This is a genomic window from Virgibacillus indicus (genome assembly GCF_002266285.1).
Lineage (GTDB): Bacteria > Bacillota > Bacilli > Bacillales > Amphibacillaceae > Virgibacillus_K > Virgibacillus_K indicus.
Window position 1 is genome coordinate 110,202 of sequence record NZ_NPMS01000005.1, and the last position, 26,466, is coordinate 136,667.

The following is a 26,466-nucleotide window of genomic DNA, read 5'->3' on the forward strand; positions in this document are numbered from 1 at the left end:
GATTTTTTAATTTGCATTATCCTTTAACAGCACTTGAAGAAATACCCTCCACCACTTTATTACTGAAGAATAAAAATGCGAGCAGTATTGGTAATACACTTATGATTAATGTTGCACCAATAGCACCCCAGTCGGTCATGTACTGTCCAATAAAGTTTTGGATTCCAACTGTAAGTGTTTTAAATTTGTCTGAACTGATAAATGTGTTCACAAATACGAACTCATTCCAATTATAAATCATATTGATAATGACAGTTGTAGACATAACAGGTGTTGTCATCGGAAGGATTATCCTGAAAAACATCCGATGAACCGAGCACCCATCAATAATGGCTGCTTCTTCTATTTCACGTGGAAGTGTGTAATAAAATCCGAGCAGTATCATCATCGTAATCGGCAGGTTATAGGCCGTATATGTAATGACAATTGACCATGGATTATCAATCAGATTTACATTTAAAAACATACTGAACAAAGGAATTATTGCTGAATGGATTGGAATCATCAGACCAACCATGAATAGACCCAATACTAGTTTGCTAAGTTTCCATTGCATTCTCGTAATTACAAATGTAGCCATACTTGCTAATAAAACGGTTAAAATAATCGCTATACCAGTTATCCAAATACTATTCCAGAAATAAAGACCAATTCCGCCTTCCCAGACCTTTGCATAGTTTTCCCATCTGAATTCGGATGGCAGTGCAAATGGGGATCCTGAGAATATCTCCTGATTGTCTTTCAAAGAGAACATGAACAGCCAGATGATCGGGAAAATTTGAAACACTGCTACGATTGCTAAACATAGATACAGAAAAAAGTAACCGATGCGCCCCATACGATAAACCTCCTATTAATATTGAATTTCCTCTTTGGTCGCTGTAGCCTTTCGTACGATTACAGTCACGATTAAAGTTATGATTAATAACAGGAAGCCAATTGCACTGCCATAACCAAAGTCATTACTTGAAAAGGCCAGTTTATACATGTAAGACGCCATAACTTCACTGGCTCCATTCGGTCCACCGCCAGTCATAACATAAATCAGATCAAAATATTTCAAAGATCCAACTACAGCCAGTACAACCGTTACTTTTATTACTCCCATAATTAAAGGCATTTTAATTTTTAATGCAATTTGAAGCGGAGTTGCCCCGTCAATTTTTGCTGCTTCTACCAGTGACTCGGGAATATTTTTCAATGCTGCATAATAAATCAGAATGTAAAATCCTGCATATTGCCATAAAATAGGTATAAATATTGCATATAGTACAACCGACGGCTCCGCCAGCCATGCTGGGGGATTTTCAAATCCAATAGCCACCAGAAAACTATTTAACATCCCATTTGTAGGATTAAAAACCTTAATCCATAATTGGGCAATTGCAACAGAAGATAATAGCATTGGAATTAAGTAGATTTTCCTAAGCAGATCTGCTCCTTTTATTTTTGATGCCAATATAAGTGAGATTGCCAGATAAACAATCAAACTAAGTGTGGAAAACAAAGCTAGTAAAAAAGAATGTAATGCACTATCCCAAAACTTTGCATCCTGAATTGCATTGATATAATTTTCCAACCCTATATACTCCATAGCCCCAATGCCATCCCATTCCATTAAGCCATAATAGCCTGTTAGAATCAGTGGGATGAATATGAGGACACCTATTAATAGGAGTGCAGGGAGAACATACAATGCTATAATCCATTTATTGGACATTACTTTATTCATAACATTCAACCCCATATCTTAAGAAGTAGAAAAGGACATTCCAGCTTTCAGGATATGTCCTTTTCATTTTGACTGGATTACTTCAGGCAGATTACAAATCTGCTATTCTGCTGAAAGTGCTTCTTCATGTTTCTCAGCAAATTCTTCCGGAGATACTTCATTTCCGAATAGTGCCTGGATCATATCCAAATGAACCTGTGCTACATCAGCACTCATTTGAACATCTGCAAATAAAGTAATATTACTTGCCTGATTTAAATCATCCAGAACATCTACATACATTTGCGGAAGATCCAATGATTCAGCATCCACCTTCGTAGCTGGAATAACACCAGCTTCTGTTACAGATTTTTCTCCCCATTGCTGTACAAAGTATGAAACAAATTCTTTTGCTTCTTCTTTTACATCTGAATCTTCAGCTACAAATAGTCCAACACCAGGACCACCAACAAAACTGTCCATGTCTCCCTGACCATCTACTGTCGGGAAATTAAAGTATTCTACAGAATCTCTGAATTCCTGAGGTACATCTTCATTTGTAGTATAGTTTGGCAGATCCCATGTTGCAATTAAATACATTGCTGCCTGTTCGTTCATAAACATGCTTTTCGCTTCTTCATCGGATAGACCATTAAAGCCTTGTACAAATGCATCCATATCAACAAGATTTTGTACTTCTTCAGCTGCCGATACCAATGCAGGGCCTTCAAAAGAACCGGATCTGTTAATTGCATTTGTTAATACATCGCCACCACCGATTCGATCAGCAAGATACATGTACCATAGAGAACCTGTCCAACGATCTTTGTTTCCTAAAGCAATTGGAGCTACTCCATTATCTTTCAAGGTTGTAACAACATTCTCCAATTCTTCCAATGTTTCAGGAGCTTCCAGACCGTATTCATCAAAAATAGCTTTATTGTAAAATACAGTCGCAATATTCAATTCCAGTGGTAAGCCGTACGTACTTCCATCAATTGCATAGGCTTCTGCAGTTCCGGATACGAAGCTATCATTCAGATCTCCTTCAAGCAGATCATCCAATGGTGCAAACATTTCACCATCGACATATGGCTCCAAAAATCCTGCAGCCCAAGTCATTCCTACGTCAGGTAACTCATTTGAAGTTGAAAGTACCTTCAATTTATCTTTATACTGCTCATTACTTAAAACTTCCAGCTCAATCTTTACATCTTCATGTTCACTTTCAAAGTCTGAAATGATTTCGCTTACAATTTTGTTATGCTGAGCAGAACTTCCTTCAGGCCACAGGTGCATAAATTCGATTGTCTTCTCATCACCAGAGCTAGAATCAGCATCGTCAGAACCTGAACATGCTGCCAGCAATAATACAGAGACTAAAATGGTAAATAGAATTGTAATCGCTTTCTTGTTTTTCATACCAATACCCCCAGATTTAAATTTTTAATGCTTATTGCCTATAATCTATTTTCAGAATACCACGCAAAACATCGTTTGTCTAGTGGATAAACAAAGTTTTTATTATTTGTCCTATTATGGTACACTACCATTAGATACATGCTTCGAGTGTATGAAACCGATTATATAGTCGCTTCTATCATATACCAATTTGAAAGTGTATAGATAATAAAATAGCGTTGTTTTCGCATGTATGCCTCGCAGTGGATGGGAATTGCGACGTAAAATCAGCGATGATAATTCCATCAGCCGCTCAGGAAATATAACCACACTTCTACTAGCATATCAGTCATCCACTCTCTATGTGACCGGTAGCTAATTATTTCTGGTGGTTTGGGCACAGAGAGGCGCTCTATGTGACCGGCAGCTAATTATTTCTGGCTACCTGGACACAGAGAGGCGCGCTATGTGACCGGCAGCTAATTGTTTCTGGCTATTTGGGCACAGAGAGGCACGCTATGTGACCGGTAGCTAATTATTTCTGGTGGTTTGGGCACAGAGAGGCGCTCTATGTGACCGGTAGCTAATTGTTTCTGGCTATTTGGGCACAGAGAGGAACTCTATGTGACCGGCAGCTAATTATTTCTGGTTGTTTGGGCACAGAGAGGCGCTCTATGTGACCGGTAGCTATTGTTTTCTAGCTATTAGGTACGCCAAACCCTAATAATCCGTTCAATCCGCAAAAAACATCCGTCCGAAGTTGAAATCAACAGAGCAGTTACGTCGCATTCTATAGATTTTGCGACAAAAATAATTTTCCTTTTCGGTGGGAAGAGTAACCGCAGTCCCAGCATTTTGGAAAACAAATTAAATAAAGAATGAAAGAGTTGAGATTAAAGATGAGGATAAGCCAAACTTTTAATCAGCATGTTGTAAAGAAAGGGAATAAATCATTGGTTCTGGAAACGATAATAGCCTGCTCTCCTATATCAAGGGCAGAAACCGCCAACGTTACCGGCCTGAATAAAGGAACCGTTTCGTCACTGGTGAGTGAACTATTAGAGGAAAAGTTAATCAATGAATCAGGTCCGGGGAAATCTAGTGGAGGCAGAAGACCAGTCATGCTGCTTTTCAATGAAGTAGCCGGATATTCTATCGGAATTGATCTTGGAGTAAACTATATACTTGGTGTGTTAACAGATTTAAAGGGCAATATTCGTCAGGAAGAATTAGTAAAGTTTAAAGATTTATCCTACGAAGAATTAAAAACTAAATTATTTTTTATGATAGATTCCCTTTCCTCATCTGCTCCACCAAGTCCATATGGAATAGTTGGGATTGGTGTCGGAGTTCCTGGAACGGTAAATAAAAATGGAGAAATTCTTTTGGCACCAAACCTTGAATGGAGGAATATTCATTTAAAAGCACTTATCGAAGAGAAATATAATTTGCCGGTTACCATTGAAAATGAAGCAAACGCAGGTGCTTATGGGGAGCAAAAGTTTGGAGTTGGCAAGGATTCCAATAATATTATTTACGTTAGTGTTGGAATAGGTATTGGTGTTGGACTCATTTTGAATGGCAGTTTGTATAAAGGAAATAATGGATTTTCCGGTGAACTGGGACATATGACCATTGAAGTCAATGGTGAAAAATGCCGGTGCGGCAGCGAAGGCTGCTGGGAGTTGTATGCATCCGAACAGGCTTTAGTTAAAAATGCGGAACAATCAGGTATTAAGCCTTCCTTTGAAGATGAAATATCTTTGGAAAATTTAATGATGCTCGCAGAAAACGGTGATTCAGAAACGATTAAGCTATTTGAAAAAATTGGCGACTACTTAGGTGTTGGGATTAACAATATTATTAATATCTTTAATCCGGAACAGGTCATTATCGGTAATCGCATTGCTTCGGCTGAAAAATGGCTGAAAGAACCATTAACTAACCGTATGCTCAAACAGACATTATGGTTTAATCAAAAGGATCTGAAAATCGATTTTTCCGAGCTCTCTACCCATTCAGCCGCTTTAGGTGTAGCCGCTTTTTCCGTTGATAATTTTTCACGGAGTCTTTGGTCGAATAACTAAATGTGGGGGGATTCGGCCCTTGCCAATTTTGAAAGCACTTCCATGAGTTATTGAGTTAAGAAAAAAATATATATATTGAGGTGGATAAAATGACAATAATTCAAAACCCGATTTTAACAGGCTTTAACCCAGATCCAAGTATTTGCCGTGTTAATGAAGATTATTACATTGCCGTTTCTACTTTCGAATGGTTTCCTGGTGTAGGAATCTATCATTCTAAGGATTTAAAAAACTGGCGATTAGTTTCACGACCGCTCAATCGTCTCAGTCAATTAAATATGATGGGAAATCCGGATTCAGGTGGTATTTGGGCACCTGCCCTATCCTATAGTGACGGTAAATTCTGGTTGATTTATACTGATGTAAAGGTTACGGAAGGTCAATGGAAAGACAGCCATAATTATTTGGTCACCTGTGAATCAATTAATGGTGAATGGTCTGAACCAATTTACTTAAACAGCTCCGGATTCGATCCTTCCCTATTCCATGATGATGATGGAAAGAAATATCTGGTAAACATGCTCTGGGATCATCGTGTTGGCAACCATAATTTTTACGGGATTGTACTTCAGGAATATAATCATGAACAGCAAAAACTTGTTGGTAAAGCTGAAGTGATTTTCAAAGGAACTGATATTAAACTTACAGAAGCCCCTCATTTATATAAAATGAATGGATATTACTACCTTTTAACAGCAGAGGGCGGAACAAAATATGAGCATGCTTCAACGATTGCACGTTCTAAGGATTTAAGAGGACCATACGTGGTACATCCAGATAACCCATTAATTACTTCGTGGCCAAATCCACGGAATCCCCTGCAAAAAGCAGGTCATGCGTCAATCGTTAAGACACATACAAATGAGTGGTTCCTGGTTCATTTAACAGGCAGGCCTTTGCCACAAGAGGATAAGCCATTATTGGATCATAGAGGCTACTGTCCTTTGGGGCGTGAAACCGCAATCCAGCGATTGGAATGGAAAAATGATTGGCCATATGTTGTCGGAGGCAATGAACCTTCACTTGAAACAGAGGGTCCTGATATAGAAGAAGTAATATGGGATAAAGGTTTTGATGAGAAGGATGATTTTAATAACGATACATTAAATCAACATTTCCAAACTTTACGTATCCCTTTGGGAGAAGATATCCTATCACTAAAGGATAATCCCGGACATTTACGTCTTTACGGGAAAGAATCATTAACATCCAAATTCACTCAGAGCTTCGTTGCACGTCGCTGGCAGCATTTTAATTTTACTGCTGAAACAAAGGTCGCATTTAACCCGGAATCCTTTCAGCAAGCTGCAGGATTGGTAAATTATTATAATACCCAAAACTGGACTGCACTTCAGATAACATGGAATGAGGAAAAAGGCAGAATCCTTGAATTAACAACCTGTGATAACTTTACGTTCGATCAGCCGCTAAAAGATAAGCAAATCGTTATCCCAGAAGAAGTTGAACATGTTTACCTGCGTGCTGATGTAAATACAAATATTTACGAGTATTCCTATTCATTTGATGGTGAGAATTGGACTAAAATCCCTGTTCAGCTATATTCTTATAAACTATCTGATGATTATATTCAAGGTGGCGGGTTCTTCACAGGTGCATTTGTAGGAATGCAGTGTCAGGATACTTCCGGTGAGAATCTGCATGCTGATTTTGATTATTTTGTTTATAAAGAAAAAGAAAGTAATTGAGCTGGGTCAAACAAATTGACAGTATAATAATGTGAATGACCCCACTTTACCATTTTCCAAATGCGTGAAGATGGGGCTTCCTGTTTCACAGACCAGTGCATCCCAGGGTCTCCAGAATGTCTTATACAGTCTCCGCAGGCTTTGTTTTATACTGATCGGACACAACCTTGCCCTACAGTCGTTCAGATACTAGATTATTACTGGCATCTTGTCCAATTGTTCCAGTCCCCTCTGCAGGATATTCAAGCTGGCATTATAATCTCGGTCAAGGATTGTTCCGCAGCCTTTGCAAATATGAGTGCGAATCGATAACGACTTTTTGACACGTGTTCCGCAATTTGAACAATCCTGTGAGGTGAAGTGTGGATTGACTTTGATCAGTAACCCGCCATTTCTTTCACACTTATAAGAAAGCATATTGCGAAACATTCCCCAGCCCGCATCAGAAATGGATTTGGATAGTCGCTTGTTTTTTACCAATTGTCGAATGTTCAAGTCTTCCACGGCAATAACTGAATACTTTTTTGCCAGATTGAAGCTTAATTTATGCAGGGTGTCTCTTCGCTGGTTGGATACTTTTTCATGGAGTTTTTGGATTTTGGTGACTTGTTTCTTGTAATTGACTGATCCCCGCTTCAGATGGGAGAGTCTCTGCTGGGCTCTTTTCAGTTTCTTCTCTGTTTGACGAAGAAATCTTGGATTTTCATGGTAACTACCATCGGACAGAACGGCATATTTATTTAATCCAACATCAATTCCAACTGCAAGGTTTCTGTTGATCGGTGCTGGGTATACCTGCCTCTCGACTCTAAAAATAGCATACCAGCGTGTACCCCGCCGTTTGATAATCAGTTGTTTGATGGTTCCATCTATCGGGCGATGTAAGTGAATGGGAATGTTACCTAATTTAGAAAGCTGTAAATCTCCATTGATGGCAAAAGATGCGGCGTAGCAATAATGTGAGTTTGGTTTGTGGCCAAATTGCGGGAAGGTCATGCTGTTGTAGTCTTTATATTTCTTTAACTTCGGATAGCGTGCTTCTTTGCGGAAGAATTTAATAAATGCATGGTCAAGACGCCGGAAAACTTCCTGCAATGGTTGGGAGGGCATATCTTTGAGGTAGGTCCAGGCGAGTTTATCCCGTTTCAGTTGGGTTTGCATTGCAGATCGGCTGTATGATTCCTTGGAAAGCTTGTATTTTCGTTGTTTATCCAAAAGAGCTGAGTTATAGGTTTGACGGCAATACGAAAGCCAGGTATCCAGAGTTTCCTTTTGTACGTCTGAAGGGAAAATTTCGTATTTTTGATTTAGCAGCATCAGCTTCACCTCTCATTTTAATTATAGAACAAACGTTTGTGATAATCAAGCATTTTGCTACCGCAAATCGAAATTCATCTCCCCCTTACCACTGGGTTACACCCTTCATGTGCTTGAAGAGGGAGACTTCTTTCGAAAAGTCGTTAAACTAATTTGCGCTACTAAACTTATTGCCTCATATGTCGTCATCTTACCACCTCCCTTCATATAAGGAAGATGGCCAACCGCATACTAATAATCAACAAAAAAGAGCCAGACACCACCCAGTATCCAGCTCTCCGACTCTTAAGCCCACCACATATCCACAGGCTTTTCCCTAATCAAAACATCTTTCAAATTCCGAACTGCCGCATTAAACCCTTCATCAATCGACATCAGCGGATCCTCATGCTCAATGCTAACAACATAATCATAGCCATAAGTCCTTAATGCGCTAATAATATTCGACCATTCCTGTGAACTATGACCATATCCAACCGAACGGAATGTCCATGCACGGGACTGCACATTCGAATACGGCTGCATGTCCGTCAGCCCATACATATTCACATTATCCTGATCAATATAAGTATCTTTCGCATGGAAATGATGAATCGCATTTTCCTTGCCGAGAATTTTAATTGCTGCAACTGGATCAATCCCCTGCCACCACAGATGACTTGGATCCAGGTTCGCCCCCACTGCATCATTCGTAGCTTCTCTCAGTTTTAGCATCGTGTATGGTGTATGCACCAAAAATCCAGCATGAAGTTCCAGCCCGATTTTAACACCATGGTCTTTGGAAAATTGTCCCTGTTCCTTCCAGTATGGAATCAGCTTTTTCTCCCACTGCCATTCCAGAATATCAGAATATGCTGTTGGCCATGGGGTTACCGGCCAGTTGGGATATTTCGAATCCTCATTCGATCCCGGTGTTCCTGAAAATGTATTGACAACCGGAACACCCATCAGCTCTGCCAGCCTGACTGTTTTGAGGAAAATTTCATGTGAGTCCTGTGCATGCTTTTTATCAGGAGATACCGGGTTGTCATGGCAGCTGAATGCACTGATTGCCAGGCCGCGCGAATGAATTTTATCAAGATATTCTTTTCGTTTATCTTCACTTTTTAATAGTTCATCTATGTCACAATGCGCATTTCCCGGATTGCCGCCTGTGCCTATTTCTACTGCATCAAGACCAGATTTTTTCACATGATCCAGCATATCTTCAAATGATTTATCCTGAAATAATACTGCAAATACTCCTAGTTTCATATTCCATCCGCCTTTCTGAAAAATTGTTTTCGTATACTTTGTTGCTTTTACTCTGCCGCGGTTAATGGAAAAGGCGACGTCATATCAGCGATGATAATTCCCGACCGTTTAGAATTTTTACCACACTTCCATCATTATATCGGCCCATCTACCGAAATAGCCTCTATGTGACTGATGACTACTATTTTTTAGTTAGTTGGGCTTAGAGAATGGTTCTATGTTACCGGTGGCTACTTGCTTCTTGCTATTTGGGCTCAGGGAAGTACTCCCAAATCCCGATCTTATCTAAGCCTCACACTCGTCCCCGTCTCACTGCTTTGATAAATCGCTTCAATAATTTTGGAAACCTTCATTGCCTGTTCCGGCTTCACAACTAACTCTGCCTCACCAAGACAGCTGTTGACGAAGTTTTCTGCTTGAACATGCCCTGCTGCCGTTTCATTATGCTCCGCCTTGGCAGTGCTTTCCATCATGATGCCGAGCTTTGGCTGGTATAATTCAAATGGATAAACGTTCATGCCTCCATCCGCTCCGGATATACTTAAATGGATGGCGTCTTCCTTTATATTTGCAGCCCATGAACATTCAAACTGAAGTGATATCCCATTTTCAAAGGTGATATATGCTGTAACATGATCATCCACTTCAAATGTCTCATGGTCAAACGCTCCCCAGTCGTTAATCTGGTTTGGTGATTTGCTTAACCGATTATACGTTGTCCCCATAACTTCTGCAGGCTCTGGGTCACCAAGCAGCCAAATAGCTAAATCAAGCATGTGGCAGCCAAAATCGATTAAGCTGCCTCCGCCTTGAAGCTCTTTATTTGTAAAAACTCCCCAGCCCGGAACTTTTCGTCTCCTTAATGCCTGAACCCTTGTAACAAGCGGGTCACCTATTTCGTTATTCAATACTGCCCTTTTTGCTGTCTGACCTGCCTCAGTATAGCGATAGTGATAGCCAATCGACAGGAGCTTTCCTGCTTTCTTTGAAGCTTCCACCATTCGTTCACATTCCTCAGCTGTCATTGCCATCGGCTTTTCACAAAGCACATGCACTCCTGCAGCGAGCGCCGCAATAGATATTTCAGCATGGAACTTATTAGGAGTGCAGATTGTTACAGCATCAACCTCTTTGAATAAATCATGGTAATTCGAGAACACATGAGGAATGCTGAATTTCTCTGCAACCTCCTCGGCCCGCTCCTGATTCATATCATTTACAGCTGTCAGCTCAACCCTGTCCTGCAATTGCAGAAAAGCGGGTATATGTCTTCCCTGGGCAATTCCGCCGACACCGATGATTCCCATTCGTAATTTCTTCATCTAATTACCCTCTCACATTGCTGATTTTCTTTGTTTCACTTGATTCCAATGCACCTAAAATAACCTCAAGTGATTTCTTTCCTTCTTCCCCTGTGATCAGTGGTTCCTTATCCTCGAGAATGCTTTCCACAAAGTGGTCGATCACTTGTGTGCTGGTCTGTCCGCCAGATTCATTTGTCTGGATTCCGCCAAGCTCATAGTTCACCACTTCCCCGTTTGTATACTGGACAACCAGAGAATATTTCGGATCATCTTCCAGACGCAGTATGGCATTTTCACCATAAATAATTGTCGAATTATCTTCGCCTGCGTTGTATGCCCAGCTTGCGACAAGGGTTCCAATAATGCCGCTTTCAGATTTCAGCACACAAACCGCATTATCATCGACATCGGTATCACCTTTCGCACTTGTTTCCACAAATGCCGCTACCTCGGAAAATTCCTCTCCGAGCAGATACCGCATCAGATCCGCTTTGTGAACACCAAGATCACCCATCGCCCCGATAAATGCTTTTTCCTTTTCAAAAAACCAGCTGTCTCTTCCATCAATACTCCATCCTTCAGGTCCGCCATGACCAAAAGCTGTCCGGAAGCTGTAGATCTTTCCGACTTCACCACTTTCGATCAATTGTTTTGCTTTCTGATGTGATGGAACAAACCGCTGATTATGGCCAATCATCAATTTCCGGTTATTTTCCTCAGCAGCATTGATCATATTTTCAGCTACTTCACGTGAAGTAGCCATTGGCTTTTCACATAACACGTGCTTACCTGCATTCAATGCCGCAATTGAAGCAGGAGCGTGCAGGTAGTTTGGCAGGCAGACACTTACAGCATCCACATCCTCTGTTTTGAGGAGCTGTTCATAGTCTGTATAGACTTTCGCATCATACTCTACAGCCATTTCCTCTGCCCGTTCTTTTACAATATCGCAAACTGCCGTGATTTCTGCTTCAGGATTTGCAGCATATTCAATCAGATGTCTGTGTCTCGCAATGCTTCCACAGCCGATTACTGCAACTTTCAATTTCGCCATGTTCACTCACCTCTATTTCGATAATTTCTCTAATGGCTGCCTGTTTCCATAGACATGTTTTGGAGTATTCGTATTTGCAGCCCATTTCACACCATTTTTAATCACTTGTTGAATTTCCTTATGATGATAGGTTGGATAGGTTTCATGCCCTGGCCGGAAATAAAAGATCTTCCCGCGTCCGCGCTTGAACGTGGCACCACTGCGGAATACCTCCCCGCCTTCAAACCAGCTGACAAAAACTAGTTCGTCGGGTGCCGGTATATCAAAATGCTCCCCATACATTTCTTCTTTTTCAAGCTCGATATATTCCCCAAGCCCCTCTGTGATTGGATGCGTCGGATCGACAACCCAGAGCCGCTCCTTTTCATCAGCTTCACGCCACTTCAGGTCACAGCCTGTGCCCATCAGCTTTTTAAAAACTTTGGAAAAATGAGCGGAATGAAGTACAACAAGACCCATCCCATCCAGGACACGCTGCTTCACTCTTTCCGCTATTTCCTCACTCACTTCCTCATGCACTTTATGTCCCCACCAGACGAGCACATCCGTTTCTGCTAAAACTTCCTCTGTCAGTCCATGTTCCGCTTCGTCGAGTGTTGCTGTTTGTGTCTGGTGCCCTTCTTCTCCCAGAAAGGAAGCGATTGTCTGATGGATGCCATCTGGGTAAATCTCGGACACTTTAGGATTTTCTTTTTCATGTCGGTATTCATTCCATACGGTTACTTTCATTATGTTCACTCCTTGCTATATTGTTGCGATTACAATTTTCCGCAGCAGGTACTGGTTTTCGGTCTGTTGGGGGTGTGGGAGTTGAGAGATAATGGCGTTTAGTTGAGAGAAGGGGCCTTGAAGTTGAGAGAAAAGCTTCCCTAGTTGAGAGACAATTGCTGGAAGTTGAGAGAAAAACCAATTTTATATTAATATCTCTCAACTTTTACCCAACCTCTCTCAACTTTCCTTCTTTTTCTCTCAACTTTACTGCATCGTCTCTCAACTTTTCAAGCAGCTAAAGCCAATTCTCATATCTAAGCCATCATCAGCCACCAATTAAACTCCAACTTAACCAAAATAATCTTTTAATTCAATTCTTCTCCCCGTTTCATGGGAATGCGCTGCCGCTTCATTAATTAATGTCAACAAAAAAATATCTTCTTTTGTAATATAAGGCTCAGCTCCGGAAATAATTTTAGCCACCCACTGCTCCATTGGCATCGGCAATTCAGCCACACTTTCCTCCAACTGCTGCCACTCTCCATTATTTAAGTGGACACTTTTAACCTTAATCGACTCATCCTCTACAAGCAATGTCCCCTCTGTGCCATAAAGCTCCAGCTGGAACGGGCTTCCATGAGATAAGAACCCTGTCTCTATTACACCAAGGGCTCCTGATTTATACTCCACGATCACAGCAGCACTATCATCCACTTCACTGCTAACCTGCTTTCGAAGCCGAGCATATACTGCTTCTGCTTCTCCGGCCAGGCGATTCGTCAAATAAATCGGATGTGCTCCGAGATCGATCAATGCACCTCCACCAGTCTCTTCCGACCTGAAAAAACGCTCCGGCAGCCAGCCATGATTTTTTCCTTCCATTGGCACAGCACCATTATGTGCCATACGGCAGCGAATCATAGTCAGTTCTCCAAGCAAGCCTTCACGCAATGATTTTTCTGCGTGCAAATAGGCTCTATCCGAAAGCCGCGGAAGAGAAACCATCAGCTCAACCCCCGATGCCTCAGTTGCCTCCCACATTTCCTCACAATCTTCCAGAGTAAATCCTAGCACCTTTTCTGTAAAAATATGCTTTCCATGCTTTGCAGCCTCGAGAATAACTTCCTTATGCATGCTTGTTGGTGTTGTTACAATAACAGCATCGATTTCCGGGTTGGACAAAACAGCCTGCAAGTCCTCTTCAAATGGAACATCCAGCTCAGCCGCCCACTCCATACCACGCTCACTGTCCTCATCCCAGATAAGCTTAACCGCCAGCTCTTCATTTGCCGCAGCTTCACGGGCATAATCATCTGCATGCACATGCCATCTGCTAAGTAATGCTACATTTAAAAATTTAGATCACACTCCAATTTCAATCAAAATACACAGCTTTCCCAGTTTTACCAGATTCATATATTGCCTCCAAAATCTGCGTGACAACCAATGTCTCCTCGGGCTTCACGACCGGCTCTGTATCATTCAAAATACTTTCAATCCACAGACGTATTTCCAAATCTGCTTCACTTTCTGTTTCACCCTCAAAAAAAGCAACGCCTCCTGGATCCAGTTCCACATTTGTTGTATACAATTTTCCAAAGTCTTCCCCATGTATCCGCAAGCCGTCCTTCATGTCAGCACCACCCTCCGTGCCGCTCAATGAACATTTTGCTTCATCAACATCCAGCGAATTCAACGCCCAGCTGGATTCAAGAACAATTGTTGCACCATTTTGCATCTTAATAAACCCGAATGCAGAATCCTCCACGGTGAATTCATCCGGATCCCAGGGACCAAAGGCATTTGCTGCATCTTTCTTTTTCCCGAGCTTATGGAAGACCGAACCCATTACCGATTTCGGCTCATAGTTGTCCATCATCCATAATGTCAGATCAAGTGCATGTGTCCCAATATCAACCAGCGGACCGCCACCCTGTTTTTCCGCATCAAGGAACACGCCCCATGTCGGAACGGCACGTCTCCTGATCGCATGTGCCTTCGCATAATAAATTTCTCCCAAATCACCACGTGATGCAGCCTTGTGCAGGTACTGACTGTCCGCCCTAAAACGGTTATTATAGCCAATAGTCAGCTTTTTTCCCGAACGCTTTGCAGCTTCCACCATCCGCTTAGCTTCCTCCGATGTCTTTGCCATCGGCTTTTCACACATCACATGCTTGCCGGCAGCGAGCGCCGCAATTGAAATCTCAGCATGGGATAGATTCGGTGTACATACATGAACAACATCAATTGCCTTGTCTTTCAGCAATTCCTTATGATCTTCATAGATTTTTGCATCCGCTGTTCCAAAATCTTTTGCTGCTGCTTTCGCCTTTTCGATATTTCGATTGCAAAACGCCACAATCTCAACTTGTTTTAACTTTTGGAGGCTGGGAAGATGCTTTTTAATCGCGATTGCCCCACAGCCAATGATTCCAATCCTCAATTTCCTCTCCATTATTCAATCAACCTCATTTTCCTTTGGATACCAAATATATATAATGGCAAAAAATAATTAATATCAGGATTAGCCACGTCCAGCTCCAGCGACCAGCGACTAGCGAGACTTCCCTCACCTTCGTACGATAGTCAACATCGTCTCCCTATGGTCGCCGTGTTTCCTTTATCTCCTACGGCTCAGTCCAGTCCGTACGTCGCTAAACGGTCGCTTCCGCTTTTGTTTTAAATTATTCTTTAACAGACCCGCTCGTCAAACCGGAAACAATCCGTTTCTGGAAAAACAGCACCAATATAACAATCGGAATTGTCACAATCACTGTTGCTGCGGAAATGTCGCCCCATGGAACCGAATATTGACTCTGGTACATGGAAATTCCAACAGGCACTGTTCTCCACATATCATCACTATTGATTGTCAGCGCAAATAAGTACTCATTCCATGCGGCAATAAATACAAGGATTCCTGTAGTAAACACTCCAGGCGCTGCCAATGGAAAGATGATTTTCCGGAATGTCTGAAACGGACTTGCTCCATCCAGCTTGGCGGATTCCTCCAGTTCAAACGGTATTTTTTTGAAAAATGTTGCCAAAATCCAGATCGCCAGCGGAAGACTGATGGTAATATACGGAATCACCAGCCCCATATAGCTGTTACGCAGACCAAGACCTGTCACCAGGTTGAACATTGGTGAAATGATTGCAATTTGCGGGAACATCGATGCCGCCAGCACAAGTCCCAGGATCAGTCCTTTACCTTTGATTGGCAGCCTGGTCACTGCATAGGCTGTAAATGATGCAAATGCCAGTGACAGTATCGTTGTCAGTGATGACACTGCAAAACTATTAAGCATATACCTCAGCAGTGGCCTGTTCGTCAGTGCTGCTTCATAGGAATCAAGCGATGGATTTTTTGTAAACCAGCGGAACGATGAGAAAATTTCTCCCGGCGGTTTGATTGATGTTAAAAATACCCAGATGAATGGAAACATCACAAGAAAAACAAAGATGATCAGAAACAGATAAAATCCAATCCCTGCGCGTTTATTCATTTAAAAACCTCCTCACTTTGCACGACCTGCAAAAAGATCAGAACCGATTAATTTCACATAAATAAAGCTAATGACCGCTACACTCAAAAACACAATGACGGAAAGAACTGACCCTTCCCCAAAGTTCTGCTGGGCGAATAATGTTTTATAGGCATAGACGGAAATCGATTCGGTTGCGTTTGCAGGCCCGCCGCCTGTCAATACATAGATAAGGTCAAACACTCTGAAGGCATCCAATGTCCTGAAAAGCAGGGCAACTAATATGGATGATTTCAGAAGCGGCAGTGTAATTCTCCAAAACTGCTGAACTTTATTAGCCCCATCCACGCTTGAGGCTTCATATAGCGAACCCGGTATTGTCTGTAAACCGGCTAATAACAGTAATGCCATATACGGCGTTGTTTTCCAGACGTCTGCGAGAATGATAGAAAACATTCCGCCATCAGATGTCGACAAAAGCCAGGACGCACCCGGAATCACGTTAAGTACTTCCAGATAATGTGCGACAATTCCGGACTGGCCATCGTATAAGAAGCCCCACATCATGGCAGCTACCGCAGTTGGAATCGCCCAAGGAATCAGGACAGATGCCCGAATAATTCCCCTGCCTTTAAATGCACGATTTATAAGGAGTGCAACGGCCAGGCCAAGCACCAATTCAAATGCAACTGAAACTACTGTGAAAAAGGCCGTATTCCCCATGGCCTTCCACATCCGCTGATCTTTCATATATTTCCCATAGTTTTCAAGGCCGATAAAGTTAGACTTTAAAATATTGCCAGCAGTTGATGCCAGTAAATCAGACGTTTGCTGGAATGCTTGTGAAGTCTGTTCATCCCCGCTTGCTTCGGCAATTGCTGTGAGTTCTGCGGAATGGGATTCCAGCGCTTCTCTGTAGTCTTTCGCAAAATCATTATCAAGCTTTGAATATTTCAGCTCCGAATCCCTTACCGGGGTAAAATTCATCAGCAGCTCATCAATCTTTTCTACCTTTGTATTAATCTCTTCATCACTGATAAGTTCTGAATGGTAGCTTTCAATATCCTGCTGTATCTCTTTTACTGTTTCTGCATTCTCTTCACTATCTGCACTGCCTGCTAAACTATCAAGCTGGCCTTCTATATAAAAATGATTGTCCACATACCGCTCCAAATCAATTGTCGCACTGAGCATCAGCTGAGAACGGGCCGGATCATTCAGCCTGTAATCAAATAAACTATTATAAAATGATTGCGCAACCGGCCAAAGCACCACAACAATAACCAGAATGAGCGATGGAATAACCATGGCATAACCAAGCTGTTTTTCACTCAGTTGAAAGCCGCGCTTTTTCTTGTTTTTCATGCTAAACCTCCTATCTAATAAGGCATTGCTTTAGCCCTATTAAAAGAAAAGCAAGATGAGAGTCTCCGCCCATCCTGCTATTTTCCAATCAACTCAAATTCTATTCAGCCATCGCCTCTTCGATTTTCGTCTGCATATTTGCTGCAGCATCCTCAGGGGTCTGGTCACCTGTTAATACTTTGGAAATTTCAATTTGCATGATATCGGAAACTTCCGGATAAATTGGTGAAACCGGTCTAGGAACTGCTGTTTGCAGTACTTCTCTGAATTCAGGGTTTGCGAATAATGTACTTACATCCTGCACTTCCGGATCGTCATATAAAGCGCTTAAGGTTGGAGGACGTCCACCCTCAACTGCACTGATTTTTTGTCCTTCTGGCCCGGAGATGAATTTCACAAACTCCCATGCCGCTTCCGGATGCTCAGAATATCTGTTAATCATTGTCATCCATCCGCCAAGCGCTGAAGCAGTACCCTCATCACCTGCAGGCAATCTTGCCATTTCTACATTGCCAACAATTTCAGATCTCTCTTCATCATTGGATGATGACATCATATACGGCCAGTTTCTAGCAAAGACCGCATTTCCTTCAATCCATGCATTTTCTGTTTCTGTCTCCATAAAGTTAAGGATATTTTCTGGAACAAAATCAGATGTTACGATTTCCTGCATCTTTTCAAGAGCTTTAATCGTTTCTGGACTGTCCACTACAACATTATTATCTTCATCTACAACTTCACCGCCATAAGAAGCGATATATTCAATAGCATTTGTAATTAAACCTTCATATTGCGCGGCTTGCATGAGGTAGCCATGTTCTGTGCCCGCTTCCCCTTTCAGCTCACCAGCCATTTCGATCAATTCATCCCATGTTTTTGGTGGCTCGTCCACAATATCTGTCCGGTAGTAAAATACTCCGGCATCCGTGTACTGTGGCATTGCCCATTGCTTCCCATTAAAATTCGCTGCTGCAACAGTTCCAGGGAAGTAGTCTTCCATGTTGATTCCATCCTTCTCAATGAAACGATCCAGTTCCAGCACGTAGTTGGCTTGAGCAAATTCTGCCGGCCAGATTACGTCTGCATTAAACACGTCGATCTCACTGCTTTGAGAGCTTAAAAGTGTTACGTACTGGTCATGAGATTGCCCAGTATCTGCAGGCATTTCCCGCTGTTCTACTTTAATATTCGGATTTTTCTCTTCGAAAGCTTTGATTACAGCTTCTGTTGCCGGTGTCGTATCCACACCGCGCGCATATACGATTGTTACTTGTTCTTCTTCACCTTCATCTGCTGCTTCTTCTTCCTCACTGTCAGTACTGCTATCATCCGATGTATCAGTCTCGTCAGGGTTGTCTTGTTCTGTTGATCCTGAATCGCTGCAGGCAACCATAAAAAATGCCAAAGCGATTAACAATAAACTGCTAAGTGCCAACTTCCAAAACTTCAATGTAATGCCCCCTTTTTTAATGTCGATTTCATTTCAGAATTGTTTTAAAGGAATATTCTTTAAAATGAAATCGATTACATTTGACTTCATTATACGATAAATATAAATGTTGTCAATATTTATTTTATTATTTTTTTTAGTTTTGTATTTTGTATTTTGTTGGGTATTTGGAAAAGTTGAGAGATGTGGGCATGAAGATGAGAGATACTGCTGCGAAGTTGAGAGACATGCAGTCCTAGTTGAGAGAAAGAACAGCAAAGTTGAGAGACACACAAAGAAAGTTGAAACATAACAGCATATTCTCAAGTTATCTCTCAACTATACTCGGCTTTCTCTCAACTTCAACAGCTTTTCTCTCAACTTTAATCACTTATCTCTCAACTCCAAAAACATTTCCAACTATCTCCTTAAAAACCCTCCTTCAGAGTTAATAACCTGTCCTGTTATCCATTCCGCTTCCCTGCTCGCAAGAAATGCAATCAGCCGTGCCGCATCTCGAGGAAGTCCCATACGACCCGACATAAACTTCGGCAGCAATTCCTTTTTAATTTCATCAGTCATCCAGCCAGTATCCGTCGGCCCGGGATTAACTGCATTAACCGAAATCCCCAAAGGCGCAACCTCCGCAGATAATGAAAGTGTAAATGCAGAAATCGCTCCCTTTGAAGCACCATAAGCCAATTCGTCGATCATTGGCCCTTGACCCTGTCCGGATGTCAAATTGATAATTCTCCCAGAAGTGCGGTCAGTTTTTTCAAACCGCCTTGCAAATTCAACACTCAGCAACATTGTTGCTCTCATATTGACAGCATAATGATCATCCAGCACCTTTGCATCAAGCTTTTTATACCCATCTCTAGTTGAGTGTGCAGCATTATTAACCAGTATGACAGGTGAGCCCAGCGACTTTTCAGCCTCATCAAGAATAAGCGTGTCTGCATCCGGCCGTGATAAATCAACCTCCATACATTCACACCTTACCCCCAGATCCCGGATTTCTTTTTTAAAAAACTGCGGCCATTCCATCTCTGAATTCCAGTGGGTAAAAAATACATCAGATCCCCCTCGCGCCAGTTCAAGGCATACAGCAGCACCAATACCGTTTTCATGACTCACACCCGTTACCACAGCAACTTGACCAGAAAATTTATCTATCTTGAACACCTCACTTTTTTAGTCTTACGTCGATTCCCTTATAATTAATTCATGATCCAGGATCAGACTTTCCACATCATTTCCTCTAATTTTATCAATAATCATAGTTGCCGAAATACAGCCCATTTTGTACATTGGCTGTGCAATTGTTGTCAGTGTTGGATGCGTCATATTGGAAAAGCTGATTTTATCAAAACCAATGATGGCAATATCCTCAGGCACCTTCAGACCGATAGAATTTATTTCTTTCAGTGCACCAATTGCCAAAACATCCGAAACAGCAAACACTGCATTCGGCATATCAGCCTCGTTTAAAAGGGAACGCATAGCCTGCTGACCGCTTTCGAAACCAAGCTGTTCCACACTGCGAATCCACTTCGATTCAATCGGCAAACCAAATTCCTTCATGGCTTTTTCATAACCACTTCTGCGCTCACGGGCATACAGAAACTTTTCATCTGAATTTATCAGGGCAACCTTCTTTTTCCCAATTTTAATCAAATGTTTAACCGCCTGGTATGCTGCCAATTCATTATCAATCGTTACATAAGAGATCGTACCATTTTCATCAAATTCACTGCACTGTATAATCGGATGCTTGCATGCCAGGTCATGAAGGTTTTTACGATTGACAGTGGGATCCATTAAAATAATCCCGTCAGCTAGCCGATTCCGGACCATATTAAAATAAATAGCTTCCCTTTTTGGATTGGAGTCCGTTTCGCAAAGTAGAATGTTATAACCCTTGCCAATCGCTGTATCCTCAATCCCATTAATGATTTCCGTATAAAACGGATTCGAAATACTTGGGATTAAAACTAGAAGCAGCCTGCTTTCCGAATTCCGTAAATTACGCCCAAGCACACTCGGCTCATAATTTAATTCTCTGATAGCCTGATCCACCCTCATTCTCGTTTTTTCTTTAACAGAATTCCTGTTATTGAGAACCCTTGAAACAGTTGCTGCAGAAACGCCTGCTTTCTTAGCCACTTCCTGGATAGTTGCCATAAAATCACCTGTCTTTTTATGAAATCGATTACATTTTATGTTATATTTTGGGGTGTTTTTTGTCAAGATGATAAAGTCGGATGGTGACCCTTCTTACTTCTTTACAGTTTCCGAAATAATTATTTAGAAAAGTAGTCATGAGGTTTAATCAAACGTTTGTTTGAAGTAATCTATTAGAAGTGAGACAAGAGATAAACCTTTAAGGCCGAGAGTTAAAGTCTGGTCGAAAAACTCACTATTTGAACATCTTCATATTCCATCCCTGATGCCTTTCGAATGACAGGCATCAGAGATTTCTCTGCAGCTTCCTCTGAATGAATACAGCTGCAAACTCACTTTTGCTATTTTTTCTCCATCCTAATTTAATTTGACTGGCAGCCAATTTAGTACATCTTGAATTTTTTTATCCCAATATGCCCAATTATGGTCACCAGATTCAAATTCAGTTTTCAGGTTATAACCAGTTTTTCCACAAGCTTTTTTAAAGGTAACATTATCATCATAAAGAAAATCCTCTGTTCCACAGCTTTGGTACAGCAATGGCTTTTCCTCAGCGTCAATAGCTCGAACAAATCATTGCTGGTTCCTTTAATACTTTTCTCGCCAAAAATCTGAATGAATTCCCGCTTCCGGTCATCAGCCTGTCTTTCTATTAAACTTTCAATATCCAGAGCACCTGACATACTTGCCGCAGCTGAAAACTTATCTGGATGTGTGAGCGCCCATTTAAATGCGCCATAGCCCCCCATTGACAGACCAGCAGCAAAATTATCCTCTCTCTTATCTGATAAATGAAACATGGAGTGAGCTATATTAGGAAGTTCCTCAGTCAAAAACGACCAATATTTATTACCATAAGCCATGTCCGTATAATAGCTGTGGTCGACTTGCGGCATTACAACAGCAAGACCCATATCTTCAGCATATCTTTCAACTGATGTGCGCCTTGTCCACATTGTATGATCATCACTGTATCCATGAAGAAGATAAAGCACTGGATAGTTTTTCCTGACCGGGCTATTTAATGGTCTTTTTGGAAGAATAACGGTCATTGAAGTGGATAAATTTAAAACCTCCGAATAAAAATCACATTTAAGAAGTGGCATATACCTATTCCTCTCTCTAAACAAATTTGGTAACCTTCGACAATTCTCTATGGTATCAGCAATTCATGAGTTATTTTCAGGAAATAATTGTCGATATTTCCCGGGAAATGAAAGTATTTCATATTAATTAATAGTTGATCAAACGTTTGTTTAAAGGTTAAGTCTCCATTTCAAACAAATCTTGTATCATAAAGATAAAATCAGCAAATACAAAGACTACCTCCGAGCAATCCGCTCCCGAATCCGCAATGCTTTTTCCGGATAATCAGTTATAATCGCTGCACAGCCAGCTCTTATAAATTTTTCCATATACTTTTCCTTATTTACTGTATAAACTCGTACAGGAAAGCCATTTTTTTGTGCTTCTTTCACCATATCCTCCGACGTATTTGGAAAATGCGGATGCAGACTTCCTGCTCCAAGTGTTTTTGCGTAATCCCATGGCTTATAGAGCCTCTCCTGATATAACACAGCGCATTCAATATCCGGGTTCATTTCATTCATTTTCTTCAGTGCATAATGATTGAAAGATGAGAAAAAGACACGATCCTCCAAATCGGAGTTTTGTACCTCTTGCAGCAGCTTCACTTCAAAATCCGGATATTCCACAGTAGCATTTTTCAATTCAACATTTAATTCAAGGGTGTTTCCCTTCATCCATGAAAGAACTTCTTTCAGGGAAAGAATTCTCTCACCCCTGAACTTTTCTGAGTATTTGGAACCGGCATCCAGTTTCCTTAATTCATCAAGTGTAAGGCTCCTGACTTCCCCAGATCCGTTTGTTGTTCTGTCAACAGTATTGTCATGGATGACAGCAATCTGATTGTCTTTTGTTAAATGGACATCCAGCTCAATACCATTTGCTCCGACCCGTTCTGCCTCCCTGAACGCAGCCATTGTATTTTCCGGATGTGTTCCAAAACTGCCCCTATGTGCAAAAATTTTAGTCAGCATGTTGAGTCTCCCTCATCTTAGAATGTTATCAGTAATCTATTGCTTTCACGTTCTCTTCTTCGGTTTTATCCATAAAAGACTCACACTTGCCAGTGAAATCAGTGCTGCCAATCTGTACATTTCATCAATTTCAATGTAATCCAGCACAAAGCCTGCAAGCAAATTTCCGAGCCATCCCCCGAGTCCAAATGTCACTGCCCAGTAAAAAGTTTGTCCTGTTGCACGATACCTTTCTGGTGCAATCACATCAACGTAAGCCACAGAAACAAAATACTGGATACTGTAGGACAAACTCAGCAAAATCTGTGACCAAACCAGGATTTCAAGACCGCTGCTGTAACCCAATATAATCCACCTGACAGCATAAATAATTGCTGTAGCAGATAAAAGGATTGGGAATGAAAAATTATTCATCAGTTTTTTTGATAATGCAAAAAAGGGTACCTCAAGTATTGATTTGATTAATAATGCCAATCCAACAACAGTCAGTGTCGCTCCCATATTTTGAATATAAATAGCGTAAAATGAATTATTCGCATGCACTGTCAAATGAACAAGAAAGCTAAAAAGCAGGAACATAAGAAATGCAGGATTTTTAAATAAACTGACTGCCTTCTGCATACTGAAGTCTTTTTTTCCGCCTTTTTTTATTGGCAGTCTTAATGCAAGAGTTAATGCAATAAGCAAAAAGCAGCTATGCAGGATAAACATCAGCTGCAGGCCAAATAAATCGAGCACTTTTCCAACAGCTATTACGCCAGCTGCATATCCCACTGACCCCCAGAGTCTGACTTTGCCAAAATCATTTCGGTCATCCAGCAGCGACATTGCCGTAGCATCAGCAATTGGCGGCACAGAGCTCTGGAAGAAGAAATAAATAATATTAAGGATGAGTAAGTTTTCGAATTCATAAGAGAACGGGTAAAATAAAGCCGTCCCTGCAGATCCTATGATCATGATGAACAATGTGATTTTGGGAGAATCCCAGTAATCTGTGAGCATTCCCCAAAATGGCTGGGCAAAAATCATTACAAGCGGACCGGCCGCGAATAATATTCCAATTTCACCTGTTGTCAGGCCGACATCCACATAATACAGGTTCAAAAATTGGAATGCACCTGTCCCAATGAAAAATAAAAAGTAAAACATATTCAGCAGTGCGTATTTCATACAGTCACATACTTATTTCTAAACATAATTAAGTCCTTCTGTGCTTGGCATTGGAAGCGGGAACACACTCTCAGCATTCTCATTTGGATCGAAAACCTTTTTCACGAATTCCTTTGGAGTTAAAGCATTGATTGATTCAAGAATTTCTGGTTTACTGATTTCTGGATTCTGTTCTTTTAAATAAGGAAATGCCTGATCTATAAATCTTTCACGGTTCACAATGTAAACTGTCCCGCCATTTTTCCTTTCTTCATTTTGATACGCATGCAGTTCCTGCTGCAGTTCATCCTGCCACGTTACAGCAAGTTCAAGCTTTGAAACGTAATTTCCCATTAACATATCCTGGAAAATTCCATGCACTGCCTGTGGATCGCCGCCCCATTCCATTACAATTCCATTATCGGTCCCATTATTTTCTTCTTGTAGCCCAATCACGGCATATCCTTTTATTTCATTATCCTTTTCAGCGACAAACAGCGCCTGATCTTTTTTAAAAATGCTTGCAAAGCCTCCTGCCTTCAGCAGCATTGCCCATTCCCAGACACTGCTTTCATACCGGACTTTTTTATTTTTATTCAATTGGTGTACACTGAAAATATCTGCTTCGGTTCCTTTTCTGACTGAGCCATCATAAATCGCCCTTTTTACGTTAGCTTCAAGTGTAAATTTCTTCATACTGCCAAAATGATAGCAGTCATTTCTTGTATAAAGCCCTCTGTCCCCCGATATCAATAATAAAGAAGCACCTGCATTATCAATAGATTGATAGATTTCCTTCAGTATTCGGGTTGATATACCTTGTTTGCGGTAGCTCATATCTGTGCATACCGCTCCAATTGAAAAGATATTGAGTGATGCACTGCCAATCCGGATAATGGATGGAACGAGACCGATAAAGCTGACCAGTTTTTCTCCATCAAAAGCTCCATAGGAAAGCTGCAGCTCCTTTGAAAACACCTGCGGAAAAGCCTCTCCCATAGAAGTATGTCCCCCGTCACGAAAGGTTTCATCTGCAAGTTTCACAGCCTGATCGAATTCATCTGGTTTCAGTCTTCTAATTTTCATTTAGTTCGATGCCTCCTTGTATACAGTTCTTCCGTCAATAATAGTTTCCATTACATTTAAACTTTCACTCAAAACTACCAAATCAGCATTATAACCGGCTTCAATTCTTCCCAGTTTTCCTGCCCCATCAATAAATGATAAAGGTGTCTCAGCAGCCATAAAAACTGCCTCTTCCAAAGGGATATTGCAGTGATCGACTGCAAACTTTATTCCTTTATCCAAAGTTATCGCACTTCCGGCCAATTTTCCGTTCTTTTTCAGGGTCACTTTGTTTCCCTTTCTGATCAGTTCCTTTCCCCTTAGGTTATATTCACCATCCGGAAGTTCATTATATCCGGTGCAATCCGAAATAAGAGCCAGCCCTTCTTTTCCTTTTATTTTATATAAAAGTTCTATTACCTTTGGATGAACATGCAGACCATCTGCAATCAGCTCACAAAGTAAATTCTCATAAAATAAAGCTGCAGCTGCTGTACCCGGTTCCCTGTGATGCAGCGGACTCATAGCATTAAAGGTATGGGTCAATTGTGTCAGGCCAAATTCCATTGCTTCTCCAATTTCATCAAGCGTTGCATTCGTATGGCCTGCAGATACGCTAATCCCTTTTTCCCTCAATGACCGGATGATTGAAATTCCTTCTAATTCCTCAGGTGCCAGGGTTATCTTTTTTATAACGTTTTCAAATTGGCTGATCACATCTTCCAAGTCCTCTGCTGTCAGCTTTCGAATCAGCTTTTCACTTTGAGCACCGCTGTATTTCGGACTGATCCATGGACCTTCTATATGTACACCTAACATCTTTGCGCCATTTGCCTGCATATAATTATATTTATCAGCTGTTCCAAGAAACCTCCGGACATCTTTCAGCGCTACAGTGCGGGACGTCGCTAAATAGGAGGTGACACCATACTTTGGCAGTTTACTGGAAATCGTATGAAATATTTCAGGTTCATCATCCATAAAGTCCTTACCGTCTGCACCATGGATATGAATGTCAATAAAGCCTGGACAAATGTAACCATCATTTACCTGGTAAACAGGCAGGTCTTCTTTCTTCATTTCCGGACCGACATAAGTTATTTTTTTATCTGATATTTCAACAAATGTATTTTTTATAATTCTTCCATCTGTTATGACATCACCTTTCAAGTAATACATAT

The 26,466-nt window shown here is 41.2% G+C and carries 21 protein-coding genes and 1 pseudogene; 2 read left to right on the top strand and 20 right to left on the bottom strand.

What is annotated here, in order from left to right; translation table 11 throughout:
* Positions 1-16 precede the first annotated feature (16 nt).
* The 3 genes from CIL03_RS11705 to CIL03_RS11715 all read right to left on the bottom strand — a co-directional run bounded on the left by CIL03_RS11705 (position 17) and on the right by CIL03_RS11715 (position 3,133).
* On the bottom strand, positions 17-838 hold the full coding sequence (locus CIL03_RS11705; protein WP_094886050.1) for a carbohydrate ABC transporter permease: 822 nt from the start codon (positions 836-838) through the stop codon (positions 17-19).
* Positions 839-853: 15 nt separating this feature from the next.
* On the bottom strand, positions 854-1,732 hold the full coding sequence (locus tag CIL03_RS11710) for a carbohydrate ABC transporter permease (protein WP_094886051.1): 879 nt from the start codon (positions 1,730-1,732) through the stop codon (positions 854-856).
* A 102-nt stretch (positions 1,733-1,834) separates the two neighbouring features.
* Positions 1,835-3,133, bottom strand: coding sequence for an extracellular solute-binding protein (locus tag CIL03_RS11715; RefSeq protein ID WP_094886052.1), 1,299 nt, complete (start codon positions 3,131-3,133; stop codon positions 1,835-1,837).
* An 878-nt stretch (positions 3,134-4,011) separates the two neighbouring features.
* On the opposite strand from CIL03_RS11715, the gene CIL03_RS11720 reads away from it, so the two are divergent.
* The gene (locus tag CIL03_RS11720) at positions 4,012-5,199 is read left to right on the top strand and encodes an ROK family transcriptional regulator (protein ID WP_094886053.1); all 1,188 of its coding nucleotides are present in this window, start codon (positions 4,012-4,014) and stop codon (positions 5,197-5,199) included.
* 89 nt (positions 5,200-5,288) lie between these two features.
* A complete protein-coding gene (locus CIL03_RS11725) occupies positions 5,289-6,905 on the top strand; it encodes a glycoside hydrolase family 43 protein (protein WP_094886054.1) in 1,617 nt (538 codons plus the stop codon).
* A gap of 189 nt (positions 6,906-7,094) precedes the next feature.
* Here CIL03_RS11725 and CIL03_RS11730 read toward each other — a convergent pair whose 3' ends face one another.
* The 17 genes and pseudogenes from CIL03_RS11730 to nagA all read right to left on the bottom strand — a co-directional run bounded on the left by CIL03_RS11730 (position 7,095) and on the right by nagA (position 26,464).
* Positions 7,095-8,222, bottom strand: a complete 1,128-nt coding sequence (locus CIL03_RS11730) for an RNA-guided endonuclease InsQ/TnpB family protein (protein WP_094886055.1) — start codon at positions 8,220-8,222, stop codon at positions 7,095-7,097.
* A gap of 285 nt (positions 8,223-8,507) precedes the next feature.
* Entirely contained in the window at positions 8,508-9,476 is a 969-nt protein-coding gene (locus tag CIL03_RS11735; protein WP_094886056.1) for a sugar phosphate isomerase/epimerase family protein, read from the bottom strand.
* 281 nt (positions 9,477-9,757) lie between these two features.
* Positions 9,758-10,798, bottom strand: coding sequence for a Gfo/Idh/MocA family protein (locus CIL03_RS11740; RefSeq protein ID WP_094886057.1), 1,041 nt, complete (start codon positions 10,796-10,798; stop codon positions 9,758-9,760).
* A gap of 4 nt (positions 10,799-10,802) precedes the next feature.
* Entirely contained in the window at positions 10,803-11,834 is a 1,032-nt protein-coding gene (locus tag CIL03_RS11745) for a Gfo/Idh/MocA family protein (protein ID WP_094886058.1), read from the bottom strand.
* Positions 11,835-11,846: 12 nt separating this feature from the next.
* The gene (locus CIL03_RS11750; RefSeq protein WP_094886059.1) at positions 11,847-12,563 is read right to left on the bottom strand and encodes a ThuA domain-containing protein; all 717 of its coding nucleotides are present in this window, start codon (positions 12,561-12,563) and stop codon (positions 11,847-11,849) included.
* A 330-nt stretch (positions 12,564-12,893) separates the two neighbouring features.
* Complete coding sequence (locus tag CIL03_RS11755; RefSeq protein ID WP_094886060.1) at positions 12,894-13,868, bottom strand: Gfo/Idh/MocA family protein; 975 nt, start codon at positions 13,866-13,868, stop codon at positions 12,894-12,896.
* A 52-nt stretch (positions 13,869-13,920) separates the two neighbouring features.
* Entirely contained in the window at positions 13,921-15,003 is a 1,083-nt protein-coding gene (locus CIL03_RS11760; protein WP_094886061.1) for a Gfo/Idh/MocA family protein, read from the bottom strand.
* Between the two features lie 229 nt (positions 15,004-15,232).
* On the bottom strand, positions 15,233-16,054 hold the full coding sequence (locus tag CIL03_RS11765; RefSeq protein WP_094886062.1) for a carbohydrate ABC transporter permease: 822 nt from the start codon (positions 16,052-16,054) through the stop codon (positions 15,233-15,235).
* A gap of 12 nt (positions 16,055-16,066) precedes the next feature.
* Positions 16,067-17,398: a carbohydrate ABC transporter permease gene (locus CIL03_RS11770; protein WP_094886063.1), complete on the bottom strand. Its 1,332-nt coding sequence runs from the start codon at positions 17,396-17,398 to the stop codon at positions 16,067-16,069.
* A 100-nt stretch (positions 17,399-17,498) separates the two neighbouring features.
* Complete coding sequence (locus CIL03_RS11775) at positions 17,499-18,848, bottom strand: ABC transporter substrate-binding protein (protein WP_420855411.1); 1,350 nt, start codon at positions 18,846-18,848, stop codon at positions 17,499-17,501.
* Between the two features lie 399 nt (positions 18,849-19,247).
* A complete protein-coding gene (locus CIL03_RS11780) occupies positions 19,248-20,003 on the bottom strand; it encodes an SDR family oxidoreductase (RefSeq protein WP_094886245.1) in 756 nt (251 codons plus the stop codon).
* A 24-nt stretch (positions 20,004-20,027) separates the two neighbouring features.
* Positions 20,028-21,011: a LacI family DNA-binding transcriptional regulator gene (locus CIL03_RS11785; RefSeq protein WP_094886064.1), complete on the bottom strand. Its 984-nt coding sequence runs from the start codon at positions 21,009-21,011 to the stop codon at positions 20,028-20,030.
* Between the two features lie 357 nt (positions 21,012-21,368).
* Positions 21,369-22,117: pseudogene (locus tag CIL03_RS11790) on the bottom strand (alpha/beta hydrolase).
* A 216-nt stretch (positions 22,118-22,333) separates the two neighbouring features.
* Positions 22,334-23,071, bottom strand: a complete 738-nt coding sequence (locus tag CIL03_RS11795; protein ID WP_240508060.1) for a glycerophosphodiester phosphodiesterase — start codon at positions 23,069-23,071, stop codon at positions 22,334-22,336.
* Positions 23,072-23,116: 45 nt separating this feature from the next.
* A complete protein-coding gene (locus tag CIL03_RS11800) occupies positions 23,117-24,241 on the bottom strand; it encodes an MFS transporter (RefSeq protein ID WP_094886065.1) in 1,125 nt (374 codons plus the stop codon).
* Between the two features lie 18 nt (positions 24,242-24,259).
* Positions 24,260-25,306 carry a GNAT family N-acetyltransferase gene (locus tag CIL03_RS11805; RefSeq protein ID WP_094886066.1) on the bottom strand — a complete coding sequence of 349 codons (1,047 nt, stop codon included), beginning with the start codon at positions 25,304-25,306 and terminating at the stop codon, positions 24,260-24,262.
* Positions 25,307-26,464, bottom strand: coding sequence for an N-acetylglucosamine-6-phosphate deacetylase (gene nagA / locus CIL03_RS11810; protein ID WP_094886067.1), 1,158 nt, complete (start codon positions 26,462-26,464; stop codon positions 25,307-25,309). It abuts the gene before it with no gap.
* Positions 26,465-26,466 lie beyond the last annotated feature (2 nt).

Coding starts and splice junctions, on each gene's coding strand:
- CIL03_RS11725 (WP_094886054.1), top strand. CDS start 5,289: ATGACAATAATTCAAAACCCGATTTTAACAGGCTTTAACCCAGATCCA.
- CIL03_RS11705 (WP_094886050.1), bottom strand. CDS start 838: ATGGGGCGCATCGGTTACTTTTTTCTGTATCTATGTTTAGCAATCGTA.
- CIL03_RS11795 (WP_240508060.1), bottom strand. CDS start 23,071: ATGCTGACTAAAATTTTTGCACATAGGGGCAGTTTTGGAACACATCCG.
- CIL03_RS11805 (WP_094886066.1), bottom strand. CDS start 25,306: ATGAAAATTAGAAGACTGAAACCAGATGAATTCGATCAGGCTGTGAAA.
- CIL03_RS11760 (WP_094886061.1), bottom strand. CDS start 15,003: ATGGAGAGGAAATTGAGGATTGGAATCATTGGCTGTGGGGCAATCGCG.
- nagA (WP_094886067.1), bottom strand. CDS start 26,464: ATGTATTACTTGAAAGGTGATGTCATAACAGATGGAAGAATTATAAAA.
- CIL03_RS11750 (WP_094886059.1), bottom strand. CDS start 12,563: ATGAAAGTAACCGTATGGAATGAATACCGACATGAAAAAGAAAATCCT.
- CIL03_RS11800 (WP_094886065.1), bottom strand. CDS start 24,241: ATGAAATACGCACTGCTGAATATGTTTTACTTTTTATTTTTCATTGGG.
- CIL03_RS11730 (WP_094886055.1), bottom strand. CDS start 8,222: ATGCTGCTAAATCAAAAATACGAAATTTTCCCTTCAGACGTACAAAAG.
- CIL03_RS11715 (WP_094886052.1), bottom strand. CDS start 3,133: ATGAAAAACAAGAAAGCGATTACAATTCTATTTACCATTTTAGTCTCT.
- CIL03_RS11720 (WP_094886053.1), top strand. CDS start 4,012: ATGAGGATAAGCCAAACTTTTAATCAGCATGTTGTAAAGAAAGGGAAT.
- CIL03_RS11765 (WP_094886062.1), bottom strand. CDS start 16,054: ATGAATAAACGCGCAGGGATTGGATTTTATCTGTTTCTGATCATCTTT.
- CIL03_RS11735 (WP_094886056.1), bottom strand. CDS start 9,476: ATGAAACTAGGAGTATTTGCAGTATTATTTCAGGATAAATCATTTGAA.
- CIL03_RS11745 (WP_094886058.1), bottom strand. CDS start 11,834: ATGGCGAAATTGAAAGTTGCAGTAATCGGCTGTGGAAGCATTGCGAGA.
- CIL03_RS11785 (WP_094886064.1), bottom strand. CDS start 21,011: ATGGCAACTATCCAGGAAGTGGCTAAGAAAGCAGGCGTTTCTGCAGCA.
- CIL03_RS11710 (WP_094886051.1), bottom strand. CDS start 1,732: ATGAATAAAGTAATGTCCAATAAATGGATTATAGCATTGTATGTTCTC.
- CIL03_RS11740 (WP_094886057.1), bottom strand. CDS start 10,798: ATGAAGAAATTACGAATGGGAATCATCGGTGTCGGCGGAATTGCCCAG.
- CIL03_RS11770 (WP_094886063.1), bottom strand. CDS start 17,398: ATGAAAAACAAGAAAAAGCGCGGCTTTCAACTGAGTGAAAAACAGCTT.